The 17,731-nt window shown below is 56.0% G+C and carries 14 protein-coding genes; all 14 read right to left on the bottom strand.

The window, feature by feature from the left end:
- Positions 1-46: 46 nt before the first annotated feature.
- Positions 47-1,468: a UDP-N-acetylmuramoyl-L-alanine--D-glutamate ligase gene (gene murD, locus QJ48_RS28795; protein WP_054976817.1), complete on the bottom strand. Its 1,422-nt coding sequence runs from the start codon at positions 1,466-1,468 to the stop codon at positions 47-49.
- Positions 1,469-1,470: 2 nt separating this feature from the next.
- Complete coding sequence (gene mraY, locus QJ48_RS28790) at positions 1,471-2,433, bottom strand: phospho-N-acetylmuramoyl-pentapeptide-transferase (protein ID WP_054976816.1); 963 nt, start codon at positions 2,431-2,433, stop codon at positions 1,471-1,473.
- A 4-nt stretch (positions 2,434-2,437) separates the two neighbouring features.
- Positions 2,438-3,847 (bottom strand): UDP-N-acetylmuramoyl-tripeptide--D-alanyl-D-alanine ligase, encoded by a 1,410-nt coding sequence (gene murF, locus QJ48_RS28785; protein ID WP_054976815.1) that lies wholly within the window; start codon positions 3,845-3,847, stop codon positions 2,438-2,440.
- Positions 3,844-5,337, bottom strand: a complete 1,494-nt coding sequence (locus QJ48_RS28780; protein ID WP_054976814.1) for a UDP-N-acetylmuramoyl-L-alanyl-D-glutamate--2,6-diaminopimelate ligase — start codon at positions 5,335-5,337, stop codon at positions 3,844-3,846. The genes murF and QJ48_RS28780 overlap by 4 nt, the downstream gene beginning before the upstream one ends.
- 109 nt (positions 5,338-5,446) lie before the next feature.
- Complete coding sequence (locus QJ48_RS28775; RefSeq protein ID WP_054976813.1) at positions 5,447-7,396, bottom strand: stage V sporulation protein D; 1,950 nt, start codon at positions 7,394-7,396, stop codon at positions 5,447-5,449.
- A gap of 75 nt (positions 7,397-7,471) precedes the next feature.
- A complete protein-coding gene (locus QJ48_RS28770) occupies positions 7,472-9,883 on the bottom strand; it encodes a penicillin-binding transpeptidase domain-containing protein (protein WP_054976812.1) in 2,412 nt (803 codons plus the stop codon).
- Between the two features lie 29 nt (positions 9,884-9,912).
- On the bottom strand, positions 9,913-10,362 hold the full coding sequence (gene ftsL / locus QJ48_RS28765) for a cell division protein FtsL (RefSeq protein ID WP_054976811.1): 450 nt from the start codon (positions 10,360-10,362) through the stop codon (positions 9,913-9,915).
- 13 nt (positions 10,363-10,375) lie between these two features.
- On the bottom strand, positions 10,376-11,332 hold the full coding sequence (gene rsmH / locus QJ48_RS28760) for a 16S rRNA (cytosine(1402)-N(4))-methyltransferase RsmH (protein WP_054976810.1): 957 nt from the start codon (positions 11,330-11,332) through the stop codon (positions 10,376-10,378).
- Positions 11,333-11,367: 35 nt separating this feature from the next.
- Entirely contained in the window at positions 11,368-11,805 is a 438-nt protein-coding gene (gene mraZ, locus QJ48_RS28755) for a division/cell wall cluster transcriptional repressor MraZ (RefSeq protein WP_010491914.1), read from the bottom strand.
- Between the two features lie 117 nt (positions 11,806-11,922).
- Positions 11,923-13,017 carry a DUF4349 domain-containing protein gene (locus QJ48_RS28750; protein ID WP_054976809.1) on the bottom strand — a complete coding sequence of 365 codons (1,095 nt, stop codon included), beginning with the start codon at positions 13,015-13,017 and terminating at the stop codon, positions 11,923-11,925.
- A gap of 162 nt (positions 13,018-13,179) precedes the next feature.
- Positions 13,180-14,445, bottom strand: a complete 1,266-nt coding sequence (locus tag QJ48_RS28745) for an adenosylhomocysteinase (RefSeq protein ID WP_054976808.1) — start codon at positions 14,443-14,445, stop codon at positions 13,180-13,182.
- 37 nt (positions 14,446-14,482) lie between these two features.
- The gene (gene bshC, locus QJ48_RS28740) at positions 14,483-16,120 is read right to left on the bottom strand and encodes a bacillithiol biosynthesis cysteine-adding enzyme BshC (RefSeq protein ID WP_054976807.1); all 1,638 of its coding nucleotides are present in this window, start codon (positions 16,118-16,120) and stop codon (positions 14,483-14,485) included.
- A 167-nt stretch (positions 16,121-16,287) separates the two neighbouring features.
- On the bottom strand, positions 16,288-17,244 hold the full coding sequence (locus QJ48_RS28735) for an ABC transporter ATP-binding protein (RefSeq protein ID WP_054976806.1): 957 nt from the start codon (positions 17,242-17,244) through the stop codon (positions 16,288-16,290).
- Positions 17,241-17,731: oligopeptide/dipeptide ABC transporter ATP-binding protein (locus tag QJ48_RS28730; RefSeq protein WP_162238584.1), on the bottom strand; the 491-nt coding region annotated here is incomplete at its 5' end. The genes QJ48_RS28730 and QJ48_RS28735, both read right to left, overlap by 4 nt.

Below are 17,731 nucleotides of genomic sequence, written 5' to 3'. Positions count from 1 at the left end.
CGACGCCGGATCGGCGACGCCGGCCGACAGGGCTTGTTCCCCCCTTTTACAGGTTATGCACGGACTCCTTAAACATGCTTCCCCTCTCCTCATAAGAGGAAAACATGTCCCAACTTGCGCATGCCGGCGAGAGCAGCACCACGTCGCCGGGTTTTGCCAGCGCCTGCGCCTGCCGAACCGCTTCCTCCACCGTTTCCCGTACACCCTTAGCAGCAGTATCGACGGTTTGAATCCGACTCATGCCTGCAAGGCGTGCCACACGGACGATTTTTTCCTTTGTCTCTCCGAAGGCGACAAGGCCTTTCACCCGGCTCTGGAATGCGGGTAGCAATTCCATATAATCCGATCCGCGATCGAGTCCCCCCGCAATCAAAACAATGTCCTGCTTGAACGATTCGATCGTTTTGATCGTTGCCGTAGGATTCGTTGCTTTGGAGTCGTTATAAAAGAGCACGTCGCCCTTCTGCGCCACATATTCAAGCCGGTGCTCCACACCGCGGAACTCCTTCAGCACCCGGGCGATCGTCTCCAGCTTCACACCGGAAGCGACGGCCATGGCGCTGGCTGCCAGCGCATTTTCCACGTTGTGGCTGCCTGGTATTCCGAGCTCCCGTACCGGCAGGATGCGGTGAGCTTGTCCGTCTTTATCGCGGTAAACGATCGTATGTACCGTATCTTCGTCCACGGAGGCAAGCGGAGGCTGCACGAACAATCCGTAAGACAGTTCCTCGCGAACGGAAAAAGGCAGCACCGAAGAACGAATCGTGCCCGCCGTTTTTCGGCAGACCGGGTGATCCCAATTCAGCACGGCCGTGTCCGCTTCCGTTTGGTTGGCAAACAGCTTCGTCTTGGAGACGACGTAATCGTCCATCGTCCCGTGATAATCGAGATGCGTCTCGTATACGTTCAGCAGAGCGCCCACGGCCGGACGGAACGCACGCGTTCCTTTGAGCTGAAAGCTGCTCAGCTCGACAACCATCCGGTTGTCGGCCTCGGCTTCCAAAGCGGCTTCCGTTAAGGCGCGTCCGATATTGCCGGCCACGACCGGCTTTAATCCGCCCGCTTCGAGCATGAGACCGGTCCACGTCGTCGTGGTCGTTTTGCCGTTGGAGCCGGTTATTGCGATCATCGGCGCCTTGCAAATATGATAGGCGACTTCGACCTCCGTCACCACTTCGATGCCCAGCTCGGCTGCCCGCCTTACAGGCTCGATCGTATAAGGAATGCCGGGATTTTTCACGACGAGCGCAACCCCCTCGTGTACAAGCCCTTCGGGATGGCTCCCGCAAACAACAGAAATACCCAGAGCCTCCAATTCGTCGGCCTCAGGGCATAAATGGCGTTCTTTCTTATCGTTGACGGCGACGACCCCGCCGTTTTCGTGAAACAATTTGGCGACTGCAACGCCGCTGCGCGCAAGACCTAGAATGACGACCTGGCGGCCGCGGTACTGAGCGGGATGCTCCATGCCTACAACACCTCGTTAATATAAAGTCCGATACCGGCCAAAATCAGCCCCGCCGTCCAGAACGAAATGACTACGCGCCACTCCGACCAGCCTGTCAATTCGAAATGATGGTGAATCGGGCTCATTTTAAACACCCGTTTCCCCCTCGTCTTGAAGGAGACAACTTGAATGATGACCGATAACATTTCGACCACGAACACGCCGCCGATCAGCGCAAGCAAAATTTCCGCTTTGGTCAAAATCGCCACGGCCGCCAAGCCTCCGCCGATGCCGAGCGAACCGGTATCCCCCATGAACACTTTGGCGGGGTGAGCGTTGAATACCAGAAATCCGAGCACGGCACCGACCATCGCGGCACAAAAGATCGCGAGATTCGGCTGCGAGTTATTCAAAGCAATGATCGCATAAGCGCCGAACGCGATCGCGCTGGTTCCGGCCAGCAAACCGTCCAAACCGTCCGTAAAGTTCACCGCATTGGACGTGCCTAACATCAGGAAAGCCACGAACGGGAAGTACAACCAGCCGATATCAAACGAAAAACCGATATAAGGGATCCGGATGTCCGTGTTATGTCCGGTCTGCACCAGCAGGATACATACGATGATCGAGACGGCGAGCTGCCCGAACAGCTTTTGTCTGGCCGTCAAGCCGAGCGAGCGCTTGAACAAAATTTTAATATAATCGTCCAAAAATCCGATAAAGCCATATCCAAGCGATGCGATAATGAGAATGAGCGTCTCGATGTTTTTTTCTCCGAAACGCAGCACGGCGAGCGCCAGCGCCAGCATGATGATGATCCCGCCCATCGTCGGCGTGCCCGCTTTCTTCTGATGCGCTTGCGGCCCTTCAGTACGAATCTGCTGCCCGAATTTGAGTCTGCGAAGAAGCGGAATGAATAAAGGTCCCATAATGACCGCAAGCAAAAAGGCCACGCCGAGCGTGATCATGACAATTTGAAAATCCACCGGACTATCCCCCCAATTGCATTAAAAACGATGCCACCTGCTCCATCCGCATACCGCGGGAGCCTTTGATCAGCACGACGTCGCGCGCTGTGGCATCCTGACCGAGCGCACGGACCAGTTCCTCTTTATCTTCAAAATACCGGACGCGCTCCGCCGGAAACCGCTCCCTCGCTGCCTCGGCGATATGCCGGGCAAGCGGGCCATAGAGATACACTGCCTCGACCTCGTCCGGATCGACGAAACGGCCGACTTCCCGGTGAAATTCCGCCTCTTCGGGGCCAAGCTCGAGCATATCGCCAAGCACCGCAAATTTGCGGCTATAACCCGTTGCCTCGTGCAGAAGCGAGAGGGCGGCCCGCATCGCGGTCGGGGAAGCGTTGTAGGCGTCATTCCATACGGTCAAGCCGGAAGGCGTCTGCGATACTTCGATCCGCATCCCGGTTACGACCAGCGATTGCAAGCCCTCCGCCATCCGCGCCGCATCCATCCCGAAATATTTTCCGACAGCGATCGCCGCCAGCGCGTTGACCGCATTATGTCCCCCGAGCAGCGGAATATAGAAAGGAACTCCCGGATCGGTGTTGACGACAAAGTGTGTTCCTTTCGCATCCATCTTCATTTCCAGAGGATACAGATCGTTCGACGCGCCCGCTCCGAAACGGACTTTGGTATATCCTTCCGCTTCCATTCGTCCGGGCTGATTCAGCTCCGGCAGAACCTCTTCAATCAGAGGCTCATCTCCGTGATAGATCAGTGTACCTCCGGGCTGGAGTCCTGCCAAAATTTCCGTTTTGGCTCGTGCGATTTCGGTGCGCGAGCCGAGCTGCAGCAGATGCGCATCTCCGATATTCGTGATGACGGCAAGCTCCGGCTCGGCGAGTCGGGACAGCAGCTCAATCTCGCCCCGCCCGCTCATGCCCATCTCAAGGACGGCGATCTCGGTATCCTCATCCAGCTCCAGCAAGGTGAGCGGAAGACCGATGTGATTGTTATAGTTCCCTGCCGTTTTATGCACACGGAAGGCCGTAGCCAGCACGGCTCCCGTCATATCCTTTGTCGTCGTTTTGCCGTTGCTGCCGGTGATGCCGACAACGCGTACCTTCAGCTGACGGCGATAGGCTTGGGCCAGACGCTGCAGTGCCGACAGCGTATCGTCTACGAGAATCAGCGGCTTGCCCGGCGGCGGGTTGTGACGATCCGTCTGCCACAGCGCTGCGGCTGCGCCCCGTTCAAAAGCGGCATCGGCGAACGCATGACCGTCGAACGAGTCCCCGATCAGCGGCACATACAAGCTGCCCTCCGCGAGAGTGCGCGTATCCTTCGAAACGCCGTGAATCACGGCATCGCCGGGCGTTCCTTGCGCCAAGGTTCCTCCGGCCATGACGGCAATCTCGGCCAACGTACGTCTGATCACTGCAACCGTCCCCTTATCGCGTTTTCCGCTACCAACCGGTCGTCAAACGGATGCTTGACGCCTTGGATGTCTTGATACGTTTCGTGCCCTTTTCCCGCAATCAATACTACATCCTTAGAGGTTGCCCGGGCAATCGCTTTTTGAATGGCCTGTCTGCGGTCGGCGATCAGTTCGTAACGCTCTTTGTCCCAGCCGGCCTCGACAAGCCCCGGTTCGATATCCCGGAGAATGCTTTCCGGATCTTCGGTGCGCGGATTGTCGGAAGTAACGAAGACGTAGTCACTGTATTTGGCGGCCACGCCTCCCATCAGCGGGCGTTTGGCGCGGTCGCGATCCCCGCCGCAGCCGAATACGCAATAAACTTTGCCTTCCGCAAATTGCTGGATCGTCGAGAGCGCATTCTCCAGGCCGTCCGGCGTATGGGCATAATCGACCAGCACAAGAGACTCTTGCCCCGCATCCACAATCTCCATCCGCCCTTCGACGGACGTCATGCTGCCGAGGCTGGCGATAATCCGCTCCAGCTCGAGCCCTTCCGCCAGCGCTGCGGCAATGGCGCCGAGCACGTTGTACACGTTGAACCGGCCGACCAGCCGCATCTTCACCTCGGCCGTTCCACGGTAGGTGACGCAGCGGAACTTGGTGCCTTTGGCGGTTATTTCAATGTTCTCTGCCCTCACGTCGGCAGCCGGATTGTCTATGCCATATACGATCGTCTGCGCCGGCGTATGCTTGGCAAAGTAGTCGGAGGCCGGATCGTCCCCGTTCAGCACCGCATATTGGCGCTGATCGGCAGCGGGCGCGAATTCGTTCCCGAGCCTGGAGAACAACAGCCCCTTGGCCTCCCGGTAACGCTCCATCGTCCCATGGTAATCCAAGTGATCCTGCGTTAAGTTCGTGAACAAGCCGGTACGGAACCGGCAGCCGTTCACCCGCCCCATATCGAGGCCGTGCGAAGAAACTTCCATGATGCAGTAATCGGTTCCCGCATCGGCCATATCGCGCAAAATACGCTGAAGCTCAATCGCCTCTTGCGTATTGTTCTTTTCGTTCGGATGTCGGACAGCACCAATTTTCACCTGGATATTCCCCATTAATCCGGTTTGAAAACCTTGATCCGATAATATTTTTTCCATTAAATACGTTGTCGTCGTTTTGCCGTTCGTTCCCGTCACTCCGATGAGCTTCAGCTCCCGGCTAGGATATCCGTAGAAATGGCAGGCTAATGCCGCCATAGCGTAACGCACCTGTTTCACCAGCAGCACGGGGACGTCCGCTTCAATCTCCCGTTCCGCAACCAAAGCCGCAGCTCCCTGCGCAACCGCCTGCCCGGCATAGTCGTGACCGTCCTTCTTCAGGCCGGGTACGCAGAAAAACAAATCTCCGGGCCGGACCTTGCGGGAATCGGCCGCGAGACCGTGAATATGGGTATCGCCGTCACCGATTATCCGGCTGACGGCAAGCTGGGCTGCCAGCTCCTTCAGTTGCATGTTGTGTCCCCCTCCGTTTTTTGCACATGGTATCATTATGGACAAAAAAATGCGTGCTGAAAAGCCCATTTCCCCAAATGTTACCGTACTTTCATCGATGCGTCAGCCTTCACTGCGCCTGCGGTTTCCCGCTGCCCGGCGGGCTCGCATCGGACAAATAAATCCGAATCGTCGTGCCTTGTTCCACCCGGGTCCCGGCTTTCGGCACCTGGCTGATCACGGTACCGCCTGAGCCGGATTTCGCTAGTTGAAAATTCATATTCATGTTCTCGTAAATATCCGTGATACTCATGCCTACCAGATTCGGCACTTCCACGATTTTCGTATCGCCGTACACGTACTTGCGGTCCATTTGATCTTTACGCGGCGGAACCTTCATATAACGAAGGGTGTCCTCCATAATTCCCTTGACGAGCGGGGCTGCGACCAATCCGCCGAACTGGATGCCCTGGGGATTGTCAACCGCGGCGTACACGACGACTTTCGGATCGTCGGCCGGAGCAAATCCGATGAAGGAGACGATATGCTCACTCGCGGAATAGCGTCCGTTCACGACCTTTTGCGCTGTCCCCGTCTTTCCTCCTACCCGGTAGCCGTCAATGAACGCATTGCGCCCGGTTCCGTTCGCCACGACGCTCTCCAGCGTCTCCCGTACCTGCTTGGAAGTCGCTTCGGAGATCACCTCGCGCACAAGCTCCGGCTTTATCTCCTCGACCAGCGCTCCGGTATCCGGGTTATACCAAGCCTTCGCCACATGAGGTTTAAACAGCTTGCCGCCGTTCACGGCTGCGGATACGGCCGTAATTTGCTGAATCGGTGTGACGGAGACCCCTTGCCCGAACGATGTGGTGGCCAGTTCAACCGGACCGACCCGCGACGGCTTGAACATAATTCCGTTCTCTTCACCGCCGAGATCAATCCCCGTTTTTTTACCGAACCCGAAATTATAAATATACTCGAAAAGCTTCTCTTTGCCAAGTCTTTGGCCCATCACCACGAAGCCCGGGTTGCAGGAATTTTCCACCACCTGTAGAAACGTTTCGCTGCCATGCCCGCCTCGCTTCCAACACCGCAGCCGAGCGCCCGCCACCTCAATCGCGCCCGGATCGAAAAACCCTTCCGTCAAGTTAACCTTTTTCTCCTCTAGTGCTGCTGCAAGTGTAATAATCTTGAAGGTGGAGCCCGGTTCGTAGGTCATCCAAATCGGCAAATTCCGGTTGTAGTTCTCCACCGGATACGCCTTATAGTTACCCGGCTCGTAGCCCGGCCTCGACCCCATCGCCAAAATCTCTCCGTTATTCGGGTCCATGGCAATCGCGATGACATGGTTCGGCTGGTATTTCAGCATCGCCTGATCTAGCTCGCGCTCCATGATGGCTTGAATATTACTGTCGATCGTCAGCTGAAGGTTCAAGCCGTCGAGCGGCTTCTTGTACTCATCGGTCGATCCGGGCATCGACTTGCCTGCGGCGTCGGCCAAATACGAGATGCTGCCGCCTATGCCCGTCAATGTCCGGTTATACTTCAATTCTATGCCCGTCAATCCTTGATTATCAATCCCGGTAAAGCCGAGTACATGTGCAGCCAAACTCCCGAACGGATAGTATCTCTTATTATCCTCGGTCACGACGATGCCGGGAAGTTTCATATCGCGGATTTCCCGGGCTTTTTCCTGCGTAATTTTGCGGCCGGCCGGCTTGATATAGGCGCTGGACGCTCTCGTCGTCAGCTGCTTGTAAATCGTCTCTTGGCTTGCGTCCAGCGCCGCCGCCAGCTTGGCCGCCGTTGCCTGAGGATCTTGAATTTGCGCCGGAATGGCCATCACCGTAGGCGAGCTTATGTTGTAAGCGAGCTGCGCCCCGTTCCGGTCCAGGATTACCCCCCGCTTCGCCGTGACGGGAATGTCGCGGCGCCACGAATCTTCCGCTTTATCCGACAGCTCCGGCCCGAGCCAGATTTGCACGTACGCGAGCCGCACCGCCAAGGCCAGAAAAATAGCCGTTCCGACTATCAGCGCGGCGAACAACCGACGGCGAACCGTTACGTTCGATGCTCTCATGCCCGCTCCTTCCCCTTCCTGAAAGAGAATCGTTTCATATCATCCCTATTCAGGACAACCAGGGGTTAGAACAAGCTATGGCTGCGCCGATGCCGTTTTTTTGGACCCGCCATCAGTAGTTTGCTTGACGGAGTCGGTATTCTTCTTGCCGGCGGTTGACTTTCCGCTGTCGCCCGTTGTCTTGGCCGAGGACGAATCCGCCTTCGCCGTTTTATCAGATTTGGCCGATTTGTCCGACTTCTCGGTTTTATCCGACTTGTCGGACTTGTCCGTCTTGCTGGCCACCGGATTTTCCAGCAGCTCTTTATACGATTTCAGCTGCAGAGTGAGCACTCTCGATTCGCCGGAGCCTTCCAGCGCCTGATCCGACACATACCCTTCGCCGGTCGATTGACAGCGCACCTTGAGGAAGGAGCATACCTCCAAAGCATCGCGAAGCGATTTCCCGGACAAGCTAGGAACCGGAACATCCTCGCCCTCCTGCATCAGTACATACATTCGCTGCGCCCCGCCGATTTCGGTACCTGGCAGCGGAGATTGGGAGATGACCTTCGGCCCTTGACCGATCGGCTCGACGGAAATGCCGAACTTGTTCGTGGCCGCTTTGGCTTCGTCCAACGACTGATCGGTCAGATCCGGCATCTTGCCCTGCGGCGCTTTTTCCGTCGGCTGGGAGGTTTGCTCCTGGGCTACGCTCGGCGCAATGCCCATAGACCGCAGCGATTGCGATACGATTTCTTTAAAAGCAGGTGCGGTTACATCGCTCCCCAAATGATAGTTGCCGCCGAGATCGGGATCGTCTGCCATAATTGCAACCAGAATCTTCGGATCATCGAGAGGTGCATAACCGATGAAGGAAACCATCCACCGGCCTTCCGCATAGCCTACTTGGCCGGGAAGCACGAAGTTCGCCGTCCCCGTCTTGCCGGCCACGCGATAACCTTCGATATATGCCCTCCGACCTGTTCCGATCTGCTGGTCGGATACGACCTGCTCCAAGTATTCACCGACCTGTTTGGCCGTCGCCGGCGATACGACCTCGCGGATAACCTTAGGTTCGTATTTCTCGATAACCTCGCCTGTGTCCGGGTTCGTGATCTGCTTGATGACATGTGGCCACATCAGCTTGCCGCCGTTTGCGATCGCAGCGTAAGCCGCTGTTTGCTGGATCATGGTGCTGGTTAGCCCTTGTCCATATGTTGCCGTAGCGTACTCGGGGGCGTATTGCATTTTAACCCGTCCCGCAACTTCTCCGGAAATATCGATGCCCGTTTTCGCTCCGAATCCAAATTTGTCGATATACTGCCGCAGCTTGTCCGGTCCCAACTTCTCAAGGCCCAGTTTCACGAATGCCACGTTACTCGAACGTTTCAAGCCTTCGAGATATGAAATTTTGCCCCAACCCACGCGGTTATGGTCATGAAGTTCGCGGTCGGCGACAATAATTCTGCCGGACTGGTACTTGTCTTCCGGAAAAAACACGCCTTCCTCTATCGCCGCAGCCAGAGTAACAAGCTTGAAGGTCGACCCCGGTTCATACTGTGAGGCGACAGCGTGATTGATGAAATCCGATTGGTTTTTCGTTTCACCGTATTTGTTTGGATTAAACGTCGGCATGTTCGCAATCCCAAGTATTTCCATTGTTTTCGGATCGACCGCAATCGCGGTTAGGCTTTTCGGATGCCATTTGTCATACGTCTTCTGCAGCGCACTCTCGATGTAAAATTGAATGTTTTTATCGATGGTCAACTGTACGTTGCTGCCGTTGACCGCAGGCTGATACCTGCTTTTCGAGCTCGTCAGCTCAACGCCATAGCGGTCTTTCTCGTAATTCAGAAAACCCGGCACGCCTTTCAGATAGTTGTCGAGCTGCGCCTCGATCCCCATCACCGGGCTTCCTTCCTTGTTGCTGTAGCCGATCAGATGGGCGGCAAGCTGACCCGCAGGGTAAAACCTCTTGATCTCGGGCACAAGCACAATACCGACGGGCGTGTTCTCTTTAGGAAACTTCGACTGGAGCTGTTGAATGAATTGTTTGATTTTATCGGCCGTCTCTGTGTCGATCTTCCAGCCTTCGTTGCGGATTTCAATCTGGTCGTTCAGATCCCATTCCTGTTTGGCTTCCAAGCGCTTGCGGATTTTGTCTTCCAGCGCCGAAGCATTCACCGCACCGTTGGATGTCGCCAAAATGGTTGCCAACCCTCTTACAATTTCTTCCTGATTATTATTGTCTTTAATCGTCTTGGGAACCAGGCCCAGTGTGAACGCAGGTGAATCCTCCGCAAGCACCTTGCCGTACCGGTCAAAAATACTGCCGCGGACCGGCTGAATGACCTTCTCCTTCGACCACTGATTTTCTTTAACCTTCGTGACCAGTCTGGCGCCATCGACGACTTGCACCCAATAAATGCGGGTGATCAGGACAACAAAAAGGAGGGTGAATCCCCCTCCGATGATTAACGAACGCAATTTTACCTTTTTTGTCATCGTATATCCTCCCTATTCCAACAGACAGATCAGGGTTGATCCTTTGTTTTTTTGGACACGGCTCCACCGGCCGGAGGCGTTTTGGAAGCGACGCTTTGTCCCGAAGACTTGGTTGATCCTTGGGGCTTCGTCTGATTCGGATCGGCTACGCTATAGCCTCGGCTGCGGGCTTCTTCCTCAAGACGCTGATGGTCGGAGAGCGCGTCCACCTTTTGCTTGAGAATGCTGTTCTCCGCTTCCAGCTTGGTAATCTCCTTCTCAATGTTTTGAATCTTCGAGCTCATCTCGTAAATTTGCGCATAACGCCAGATAACGACACCCGCAACGACGACGCAGACGGCAACCGTAAACAAATAGAGCAGCTTTTCTTGTACCGGCAACGTTTTGTTCCGGTATACGATCTTTTTCGTTTCCTTGACTTTGACTTTGTTCTCGGTCCGCTGTTCAACTGCTAAATTCCCTTGAATATAAGCCGGCAAGATGCTTTCCCCCTCAGTTCGTCAGTTTTTCCGCGATTCTCAGCTTGGCCGAGCGCGCGCGCGGATTCGCTTCGAGCTCTTCCGCTCCGGCTTCGATCGGCTTGCGGTTTACCAGTTTAACGATACCGGTAGATCCGCACACGCACATCGGAAAGTCGGGCGGACACGTGCATTTGGCTACATATTTGGCAAACGTTTGTTTACATATCCGGTCTTCGAGCGAATGAAAGGTAATGACCGCAGCCCGGCCCCCCGGAGCCAGACAGCGGATGGTTTGCTCCAGCGCGTCCTCGAAGGCGCCGAGCTCGTCGTTTACGGCGATCCGCAGCGCCTGAAAGCTGCGCTTGGCCGGATGCGGTCCGGTACGCCTCGCCGCCGCGGGTATCGCTTCCTTGATCAAGTCGACGAGCTGTCCCGTCGTTTCGATCGGAGCCTTGGCGCGAGCGGCCGCTATTGTCGCCGCAATACGGCGCGAGAACTTTTCTTCCCCATACTCGAACAAAATTTGCGCAATCTCCTGCTCCGGCCAATCGTTGACGATGTCTTTCGCCGTCAGCGGAGCCGTCCGATCCATGCGCATGTCCAGCTCGGCGTCATGATTGTAGCTGAAGCCGCGGTCAGCCTCGTCGAGCTGCGGAGACGACACGCCCAAGTCGAACAAAATCCCGTCCACCTGCGGACGTCCGTCTCGCAAAGCGCGCGGCACTTGGGCAAGCTCCCGCTCCAAATGGCGAAAGTTGCTGCGGATCAACTGCACCCGGTCCATGACCGGAGCGAGCCGTTCCCTGGCATTGGCTAGCGCCGCATCGTCTTGATCGAAGGCGATAAGCAGCCCCTCCGGCCCGAGTCGCGAAGCGATCTCATAGCTGTGGCCTGCTCCGCCAAGCGTACAATCGACATAGACGCCGTCCGATTTTATATGTAATCCTTCCACTGCTTCCTGCTTAAGTACGGTCACATGATGAAACATTCCGCTGCTCCTCCTACGCCGGCTTTTCCCGGGGGTTATAGATCAAAGTTAAAATCGACCAGCTTCTCCGCAATTTCGGCGAACGATTCCTCCGATTGCTGGAAGTAGTTTTCCCAGATCGACTTGCTCCAAATCTCCACCCGATTGGAAACGCCGATAACGACACAATCTTTCTCCAGCTTGGCGTGCTCGATCAGATTGTTCGGCAGGTTCACCCTGCCCTGCTTGTCCAGCTCGCATTCGGTGGCACCGGAGAAAAAGAACCGGGTAAAGGCGCGAGCGTCAGACTTCATGAGCGGCAGCGCTTTGAGCTTCTGCTCCAGCACCGCCCACTCGTTCATGGGATAAACGAATAAACATTGGTCCAGGCCGCGAGTGACGATGAATGATGTTCCCAGGGCTTCGCGAAACTTGGCCGGTACGATCATCCGGCCTTTTTCGTCAACAGTATGTTGATACTCCCCCATGAACACCACTCGCCACCCCCTTTCCTCCACTTTACCCCACTTTCCACCACTTGTACAGTAATGATTCGTCACGTTAACAAAAAATCCTGCTTCGTCAATAGACGACCGCAGGATTTTTTTCGGTTATTCTGTTTTCTCCCGCGGCGGTTCCGTTTTCTCCCCGGCTTGCTCCGGAAGGGACGAACGGTCGGACGGCCGCGCCTCAGACGGCGGGTCCCCAGCCAGGCGCGCACGAATATCCGCCAGCTTCTCCTTGCGCCGTTTGCGCAGGAGCCAGACGGGAATGCCGATCAACACCAACAGCAGGATTACCGGGAGCGCCCCCGCCAGAAAGACGAACAACCACTGAAGCAAGACGCTGAGTACCGTCAAAGTTCCGCTCAACGCTTCTGCCGCCCGCTGCCCTAGCGGCTCCTGACCGCGGGCCTGAATAACCTCGGCGGAGCTAGTTTTTTGCGTCAGCTTCAGCTCGATGGTCGACATGGCTACGTTTTGCTCCAAGTACCGCATACGCCCTTTAATTCGCTCGATTTCTTCCTGAACCTTGCCGAGCTCGTTGGAGAAAGCAAGCAGCTCGTCGGTCTTCGCAGCCTTTTCCATAAAAGCGATCAGCCGGCTTTCTACGACTTGCTTTGCTTTCAAACGCGCGGCGAGATCGACATACTCCTCCGTCACATCCTGACCCTGCAAGTTTTTCTGCAGCGTCGGCTGAATCTGTTCAAGCAACGCCAGCAGCGATTGGAAGCCGATCGCCGGTACCTTGATGACGAACGTACCACTTTTTTCCAAAGTAGAAGCGTTCTCATTGAACTGTAAAATGTAGCCGCCCGACTGCTTGACCGCCTCGTGTATTTTCGCTTGCGCCTCGTGATACTTATCCACCTGCATGACCAAATTTGCTTTGTAGATGATTTTACGGTTGAACGCATCCGATGTCTCAGGCGCCGTTTCTCCCGTCAAGCTTGCGCCCGCGGCAGGCTTCGCCGCATTCGAATCGGCTGCCTGGCCGGTTGAGCCAGCAGAGCCTGCTTTCGATTCTGCGCCGTTAGTTTGCGCCATTTTCTGATCACCGACAGACAACTTTTCCAAAGCTGGCGAATCGGATGAAACGGCATTGCAGCCTGCAAGCCATCCGGCCAGCAGCACAATCGCCCCCGCTCGACGCACCTGCCGCAGCAAGCGCTGCTTCGGAGCAGTCCCTCCCCTTAGCTTTTGCATATTGCCTCCCCCTTCTTTTGTCTGACCCGCAGCCGCTGAACGCTGCGTTATTCCCTAGACGCGAAGAGGTTTTCCATTGTTTCAATTTTATGACAACTCCCAACAAAAAAATCCCCCTTTGACGCTTCTGCATCAAAGGGAGATTCGATAGCCGGATGCGGATTAATGCTCCGCCCAACTGTCCAAGTATGCTTTTTGCTCTTCGGTCAGCGTGTCGATGCCGATGCCGAGCGAAGCCAGCTTGAAGCGGGCCACCTGCTCATCCAGCTCGTAAGGCACGTTGACGACCTTGCGGCCGATTTGCTTGTAGTTTTCGTTCACGTACTTCAAAGACATCGCCTGAAGCGCGAACGTCATGTCCATGATTTCCGCCGGATGCCCGTCGCCTGCAGCCAGGTTGACAAGACGTCCCTCGGCCAAAATGTAAAATTTGCGTCCGTCTTGAAGCGTGTACTCCTCGATGTTGCGGCGAACCGTCCGTACGGATACGGCCATGGCCTCCAGCTCCGGTTTGTTTACTTCCACGTCGAAGTGACCGGCGTTGGACAAGATGGCTCCGTCCTTCATGACTTTGTAATGCTCCCCGCGGATGACGTCCCGGTTGCCCGTTACCGTTACGAAGAAATCGCCCACCTTGGCCGCTTCGCCCATCGGCATAACCGCAAAGCCGTCCATGTAAGCTTCAACCGCTTTGATGGCGTCGATTTCCGTCACGATGACGTTGGCGCCGAGCCCTTTGGCGCGCATTGCCACGCCCTTGCCGCACCAGCCGTAGCCGACGACGACGACCGTTTTCCCCGCAACGACGAGGTTCGTCGTCCGGTTGATGCCGTCCCAAACGGATTGGCCCGTACCGTAACGGTTATCGAACAAGTATTTGCAGAACGCGTCGTTGACCGCAACCATCGGGAATTGAAGCTGGCCGTCCTTCTCTAACGATTTCAGACGAAGAATGCCTGTCGTCGTTTCTTCTGCGCCCCCGCGCACGTTTTTCAGCAGGTCTTTGCGCTCGGAGTGGAGAATGGTCACCAAATCTCCGCCGTCGTCAATAATCAGATCCGGCTCGGTTTCAAGCGTCTTGATCAACAGCTCCTTGTATTCCTTCGGCTCCGGGTTGTACTTCGCAAATACCGTGATGCCGTCCTCTACCAACGCCGCGCATACGTCGTCCTGCGTGGACAGCGGATTGCTGCCGCAAATGGTCACTTCGGCGCCGCCGGCTTGAACCACTTTGGCCAAATAGGCCGTTTTGGCTTCCAAGTGAAGCGATATGGCGACTTTCAGCCCTTTAAACGGCTGTTCCTTCTCGAATTGCTCGCGGATGCGGTTAAGCACCGGCATATGAGCGTTCACCCAATCGATCTTCAAATGTCCTTCCGGCGCGAGCGCAATGTCGCGGATAATGCTGCGGTCGATCGTACTTGCCATCGATAACGTCCTCCTTGGATCATGAATTCTCTACGTATTACATGTAACATATACGATGCTTCCCGTCCAGTGGCAAAGGCACTTCCACGAGTTCCCTCATCCAGCCGTCGCCGTATTTGTTCAAATAGGCGAGCGGATTATACACCCGCTCCTGCGGCTTGCAGTCAGGCAGCACGGAGAGCCCGATGCGGGCAAATTGCCGGAGCCCTGCCTCATACTGCGCACGAAGGCCGTCATCCGCTTTGTGCTGCAAGAAATCGATTTGCTCGATAATTTTCCCCAGATTCGTTTCGCCTAATTTTTGCAATCCGGGATTGATGGCGGCTATCGCTCCGATCAACGGCTCGTAGCTGGCGCGAAACTGCTCTTTCACCTCGGCAAAGCGAGCATCCAGTTGAAGCTGGTCTTGCTCCCGAAGCCAAGCCTGCTGCTTCTCTTCCAAGCGGTACAGTGCATCGTCGATGGCAAGCCCGTACTTCTGCATGTTTTTCTGGATCGTGCCTTCTACAATGGTGAAGCCAAAGCGCGGCAGAACGATCGGCATCCTCATCCCCAGCGTATGAAACGCTTCGCGCGTCAATGCCCAATAAGCAATCTCCGACGGTCCCAATACGGTTCCAAGTACGGGGAACAAATAGTCCTGCATCAAAGGCCGCGTCATCACGTTGTTGCTCAGTCGTATCGGGGCCTCTTCCGCCCATTGCAAAAGCTGCTCCCGGCCGAAGCGGCGTTCCCCCTTGCGGTCCGTGTAGCCGCCCTCTCCGTCCACATAAAGCAGAATGCGCTCGCCCTGTTCGTCGAAAACGAATAAGTTCGCGCCATTGCCGGAAACCTCAGCCTGCGGTACATAACCCGCTGCCTGCAGTTTATCTTGGCCCCGCAGCAGCGCTTCGTTAATCAAACCGCTTTGTTCCGTCAATCGGCGGAACATCGGGCCCTCGAGCCGCCGCAGCTCCGGGTCGTCCGAATCGACCAGCACAAGTCCGTCCCGTCCGAACCAAGCGGAGAGGAGGCGCGCAAAGCTGTCCGTCAAGGAGACGGCCCCGTCGATCGACGAGCGCAGCGCTTCCATCAATCCCTCCTTGAACTCAGTAGGCATAAGCGTCTGCTCAATGGCAGCCAATGCCTCACCCCACTGCTCCGGCGAGATTGGCGTTCGGCTGACGGAGGTGCGCAAGCCGGTCGGATGCTGCAGCTTGATCTTCTGGAGCTGCTGATCCGCCGTCAGAACCGTCACATGGTTCACTTCATCAAAATCATGATCTTCCCCGGCAATCCAAAATACCGGCACCACCGGCCGACCCAGCTTCTCCGAGGCTTCGCGGGCCGCCCTAATCAGCGTAATCGCCTTGTATATAACGAGCAGCGGTCCGGTAAACAAACTGGCCTGCTGGCCTCCTACGATACACAGCGTACGGGAATCCTTAAGCAGCTCGATCGAACGAAGCGCTTCAGGCGAAGCCCCCGCCCGTTCGTTGAACCGGCGCAGCGTTTCCGCAAGCCGCTGGCGGTCAGCTCCATGAATCCGCTCGCGGTCGATCCAAGCCGCACGCGCCTCCCAAAAGTCGGCATCCGAAGGATTGTAATCGAAAAACGCGCTTACTTTTTCGAAACGGTCCGAATAATCGCCTGCCAAAGGTTGGCCGGAGTCCCACTGCATTATTTCTATCCGCAATCCGCCCGCCACCCTTCCTTTTAAAATGTAAGTCGCTTCCGGTTTGTAAATAACATGAGCATTACTATTTTACACGTGATCCGGGAAATCGTCAAAAGGTGGGGGAAACTGATACGGATCGTTTCGTTATACTTAAAAAGCCCCTGCACATGCAGAGGCTTCCAAGGTTAATATAAATGGCAGGCCGTAAAGTGACCGGGTTGGACTTCCTTGAACTCCGGCATGCTGGCCGCGCATTCCGGCATCGCCTTCGGGCAGCGGGTACGGAACGGACAACCGCTCGGCGGGTTCAGCGGGCTTGGAATTTCGCCTTCCAGAATGATCCGCTCGCGAGTACGCTCCACCTCCGGGTCCGGAATCGGAATCGCGGACAACAGCGATTGCGTGTAAGGGTGCAGCGGATTCGCATACAGCTCCTCGGAAGTCGTTACCTCGACCAGCTTGCCGAGATACATAACGCCGATACGGTCGGAAATATGCTTCACCATCGCAAGATCGTGCGCGATGAACAAGTAGGTCAAACCGCGCTCTTTTTGCAGCTTCTTGAACAGGTTGACGACCTGCGCTTGAACGGATACGTCCAGCGCGGAGATCGGCTCGTCCGCGATGATGAACTGAGGCTCGATCGCCAGCGCCCGGGCAATGCCGATCCGCTGACGTTGTCCGCCCGAAAATTCGTGCGGGAAGCGGCTCGCATGCTCCTCGTTCAGACCTACCGCATTAAGCAGTTCGCTAACGCGCTGCTTGCGCTGTTTGCCGTCGGCAAGACCATGAATATCGAGTCCTTCGGCAATAATGTTGCCAACCGTCATCCGCGGGTTCAAGGAAGCGTACGGATCTTGAAATACCATCTGCATATGGCGACGGAACTCTTGCAGCTTGTTTCCGCGCAGCTTATGCACATTCTCGCCATTGAACAGCACTTCGCCGCCCGTCGCTTCATAAAGACGGATGATCGTGCGTCCGGCCGTCGACTTGCCGCAGCCGGACTCGCCTACCAGGCCGAACGTTTCGCCACGGCCGATCGAAATATTGAGCTTGTCGACGGCTTTTAACGTCTTGCCGCCGCCCAAGTGAAAGTGTTTTTGCAAATCGCGTACTTCCAAAATCGGATTGCCCTTCATCGTGCCGCACCTCCAGCTTCTACAGGTCGCTCTACTTTAGGCGCATCGGGATGCAGGAGCCAGCAGGCCGCCGAATGCGTCTCGGAAAGCTTCGTATGCTCAGGATCGACTTCCAGACAGGCTTTCATGGCATAAGGACAACGCGCTGCAAAAGCGCAGCCTTTCGGCGGGGCGAACAAGTCCGGCGGCGTTCCCGGGATTGGTACCAACTCACCGTCCTTGTCCTGGTCCAGACGCGGAACGGAACGAAGCAAGCCCCATGTATACGGATGTTTCGAATCGTAAAACAGCTCGTCTACCGTTCCCTGCTCTACGACTTTGCCGGCATACATGACGATGACGCGCTGCGCCATCTCCGCAACGACCCCGAGGTCATGCGTAATCACGATAATCGAGGCATGCGTCTGCTCGGACAGCTTCTTCATCAGTTCGATAATTTGCGCCTGGATCGTCACGTCAAGCGCCGTTGTCGGTTCGTCGGCACTAA

This window comes from Paenibacillus sp. A3, assembly GCF_001399685.1.
Classification (GTDB): domain Bacteria; phylum Bacillota; class Bacilli; order Paenibacillales; family NBRC-103111; genus Paenibacillus_G.
Note: the sequence above shows the minus strand (reverse complement) of the source record. Positions and strands in the feature narration are given on the sequence as shown.